At 38.0% G+C, this 3,391-nt stretch carries 6 protein-coding genes; 1 reads left to right on the forward strand and 5 read right to left on the reverse strand.

The genetic code is table 11. The features are described from left to right. Positions 1-91 precede the first annotated feature (91 nt). Positions 92-328 carry a hypothetical protein gene (locus tag DNK84_RS11645; RefSeq protein WP_119344668.1) on the reverse strand — a complete coding sequence of 79 codons (237 nt, stop codon included), beginning with the start codon at positions 326-328 and terminating at the stop codon, positions 92-94. A gap of 32 nt (positions 329-360) precedes the next feature. Continuing rightward, positions 361-1,761, reverse strand: coding sequence for a class II fumarate hydratase (gene fumC / locus DNK84_RS11650; RefSeq protein WP_119344669.1), 1,401 nt, complete (start codon positions 1,759-1,761; stop codon positions 361-363). A gap of 126 nt (positions 1,762-1,887) precedes the next feature. Here fumC and DNK84_RS11655 point away from each other — a divergent pair, with 126 nt between their 5' ends. Further along, complete coding sequence (locus tag DNK84_RS11655; RefSeq protein WP_208123319.1) at positions 1,888-2,388, forward strand: O-acetyl-ADP-ribose deacetylase; 501 nt, start codon at positions 1,888-1,890, stop codon at positions 2,386-2,388. Between the two features lie 69 nt (positions 2,389-2,457). Here the strand turns inward: DNK84_RS11655 and DNK84_RS11660 are convergent, their stop codons facing one another. The 3 genes from DNK84_RS11660 to DNK84_RS14430 all read right to left on the reverse strand — a co-directional run. Further along, positions 2,458-2,859, reverse strand: a complete 402-nt coding sequence (locus tag DNK84_RS11660; RefSeq protein WP_119344671.1) for a helix-turn-helix domain-containing protein — start codon at positions 2,857-2,859, stop codon at positions 2,458-2,460. Continuing rightward, positions 2,843-3,166, reverse strand: a complete 324-nt coding sequence (locus tag DNK84_RS11665; protein WP_119344672.1) for a type II toxin-antitoxin system HigB family toxin — start codon at positions 3,164-3,166, stop codon at positions 2,843-2,845. The genes DNK84_RS11660 and DNK84_RS11665 overlap by 17 nt, the downstream gene beginning before the upstream one ends. A 26-nt stretch (positions 3,167-3,192) precedes the next feature. After that, a partial coding sequence (locus DNK84_RS14430; protein ID WP_208123320.1) for a hypothetical protein occupies positions 3,193-3,391 on the reverse strand: 199 nt, incomplete at its 5' end.

Raw genomic sequence — 3,391 nt, forward strand, 5'->3', positions numbered from 1 at the left:
AGTGTCAAAGTCGGGAAAAATAAAAACATCGTTTGTAAATCGCTGTCAGAAACAGCGAAAACACACCTGATTATCGAGGTCAGACATTAGCTCATGATCCTTGATCTGAAGCTGAGCTATAACCATTTCTGGTGTCCCTACTGCGATCATTATAATTATCAGCAAGCACATGGTTTATAAAGCAACCACCACCTCCAATAACTTTGTAAGAATGATATACTCCCAATGGAATAAACACAGAAGCGGGACTTTTTATTCGAAAAACCTGTTTATTAAGTGTAACTTCAATATCTAAGCCAGTTAAATCATCGTTTTCACCTAAAAACATAAATAAGCTATCACATCTAGGTCGATGTATATCTACATGCCCAACATCCCACCTTTTGCCATTTTATATGGATCAATGGCCTTGTTAAATGCTTCTTGTGATAAAAACTGCAGCACTTCATTGGCTTGGCTTAAAGAAAGATTATGGTGATTGGCATAATGGGCAAGCTTGGATGCCTTATCATAACCAATCACAGGTGCTAATGCGGTGACAAGCATCAATGAATTATGCACATCCTGGTCAATTTTTTCCTTATTTGGCTTCATCCCCTCTAAAAGATATCTTGTAAAGTTTTGACAACTGTCACTTAACATATTGATTGATTGCATAATATTATGAATCATCAAGGGTTTATAAACGTTCATCTCCAGGTAGCCACCACCTCCGGCAATGGAAACGGCCGTATCATAGCCGATAACTTGTGCTGCCACCATTGTGATCGCCTCACACTGAGTTGGATTCACTTTGCCCGGCATAATCGATGAACCAGGTTCATTCTCAGGCAATATCAGCTCATGAAATCCAGCTCTAGGGCCACAGCTTAAAAGACGAATATCATTGGCAATTTTTAATAAAGAAACACTTAAAGTCTTCATACAGCCCATCATCGCAACCAAAGCATCATGAGAGCCTTGCACTTCAAACTTATTGACTGCTGAGACAAATGGCAACCCCGTTAATTGAGCAATATAATCTGAGGCCTTTTTGGCAAACCCATCAGGTGCATTTAATCCAGTACCCACAGCAGTCCCCCCAATAGCCAATTCATAAACATCATTTAAAGCATATTTTAAGCGCTTGATATCTTTATCTAAAAGGGCTGCATAACCAGAAAACTCCTGGCCCAGTGTTAAGGGTACAGCATCTTGCATATGCGTGCGGCCAATCTTAACAATATCTGCCCATTTATCTGCTTTTTCTGCCAAGGATTCCTGCATAAGCGAAACCGCTGGGATGAGCTTTTTATAAACCCCTAAAGCCGTGGCAATATACATTGCCGTTGGAAACGTATCATTTGATGATTGTGACATATTGACATCATCATTGGGATGAATAGGATTTTTACTGCCAAGCTTTCCACCTGAAAGCTCAATAGCATAATTGGCAATGACTTCATTCACATTCATATTTGATTGTGTACCGCTACCGGTCATCCATACATGTAAGGGAAAATGATCGTCTAACTTACCATCAATCACTTTTTCGGCCGCGTTAACAATAATATCTTTCTTATCTTTGGACAATATTCCTAAATCAAAATTTGCCAAGGCAGCAGCTTTCTTTAAAATACCCATGGCTTTTATGACCTCAATAGGCATGATATCATTGCCAATTGAAAAAAACTTTAAGGATCGCTGTGTCTGAGCACCCCAGTATTTGTCATGATCGACATGGATTTCTCCTAAACTGTCGCTTTCTATGCGCTTTGCCATTTTGACTCCTTTGCAATATAAAGAACAAATACAACCATAGCAAACCCTTGCCAAATTACAAAGCTTGAGTTCATCTTGTCTCTTATTTATTATATTCATTACAATGGAACAATGAAATCATACCACATGGAAATCAAAATAATTCAAGATGACATCACCAGACTCAACGTTGATGCAATTGTTAATGCTGCGAATAATAGTCTTCTAGGTGGTGGTGGCGTGGATGGCGCTATCCATAAGGCTGCGGGGTCTAAGCTTTTAGAAGAATGCAAAAAACTTGGCGGTTGCAAGACAGGCCAGGCGAAGATGACACAAGGTTATAACCTGCCTGCCAAATACATTATTCACACGGTAGGACCTGTTTGGCATGACGGACACCAAAATGAGCCCACGCTTTTAGCATCTTGTTATAAGGAAGCATTAAAACTGGCGAAAAAACACCATTTAAAATCAATTGCCTTTCCTGCTATTAGCTGTGGGATTTATGGTTATCCAAAAGATCAGGCAGTTAAAATTGCCATTGATACGGTGACAGAAAACCTTAACCCGCAAGATGATATCACCGTTTATTTTGTTTGTTTTGATCAGGATTTATGTCGGCTTTATCGGGATTATTTAGCAAGGTAGTGGGCTTTTGACTTACTGAGAACCTAAGCACTTGGACAATATATGCTAAAAGCAATACATCACGTGCACTTAAAACCATGTATTAACCGATACATTAAACCTTTTTGAGAGCGATTTAACATGCTCAAGCGTTAGCCCTCTTTCACCTTTTAATATTTTTGACACAAGCGATTGTGAACCTATTTCGGGCAAGTCTTTTTGCGTTAACCCATTCATCTTCATTAAATATGCTAAAATCTCTTGTGAGCTGGCATCACTTGAAATCCCAAAGCTTTTACTTTCATATTGCTCAATTTGCTTTGCCAATGCTCGGCCAAAAGACTTTATTTCCTGCGTTTTTTCGTCTGATCTTAACTGCATAAGCTTACGCAACAACTTCTTTGCTTCATCATATTGCTTTTTTGTTTTATATGCCTCAACATAAGGCATCAACAAAGTCCAGGACTTATGTAACTCACTTATTGCTAGCATATTTTTTCGCCTCTCTTTTTAATACAGACTGTTTTTTGTTGTATTCCTCATGCGTCCAAATATAGCGAACCTCTATCACTAAAAAGTCATAATCAATAACCGTCACCATCCGGTAGTTATGACCAGCCACATCAAAAATTGTAAAAACATGATAAACATAATCAGCCGTTTTGAATGTTTCTGTTAATTCTTTAAAGCTGCTAAAAGCATTGTTTTCTAAAATTTTCAGTAGCGGTTCAAAGCTTTTTTTAGCGCTTGCATGTTTTTTACAGAACTTTGCGATTAATTCTTTGTTAATTACTATCATTGCACAGCAGTTTACTACATAGCTATTTAATCAATTTGCTTAACTAAAAACAGACTCATTAAATAGCTATCACAGCTTTGTGATAGTGATTTTAAAAGCTGGCGCTTCTCTTTTGCCCGTTTTGCTTTATTTGTCTTTTGATGAACACCAGCATTATAGTTTAATTTTGCTAAACTTTTTGCAACCGGATTCATTTTTACGTTTCTATGTCGAGTAGACATCTCT

It is taken from the genome of Facilibium subflavum (assembly GCF_003574485.1).
In the GTDB taxonomy this organism is placed as follows: Bacteria; Pseudomonadota; Gammaproteobacteria; order Francisellales; family Francisellaceae; genus Facilibium; species Facilibium subflavum.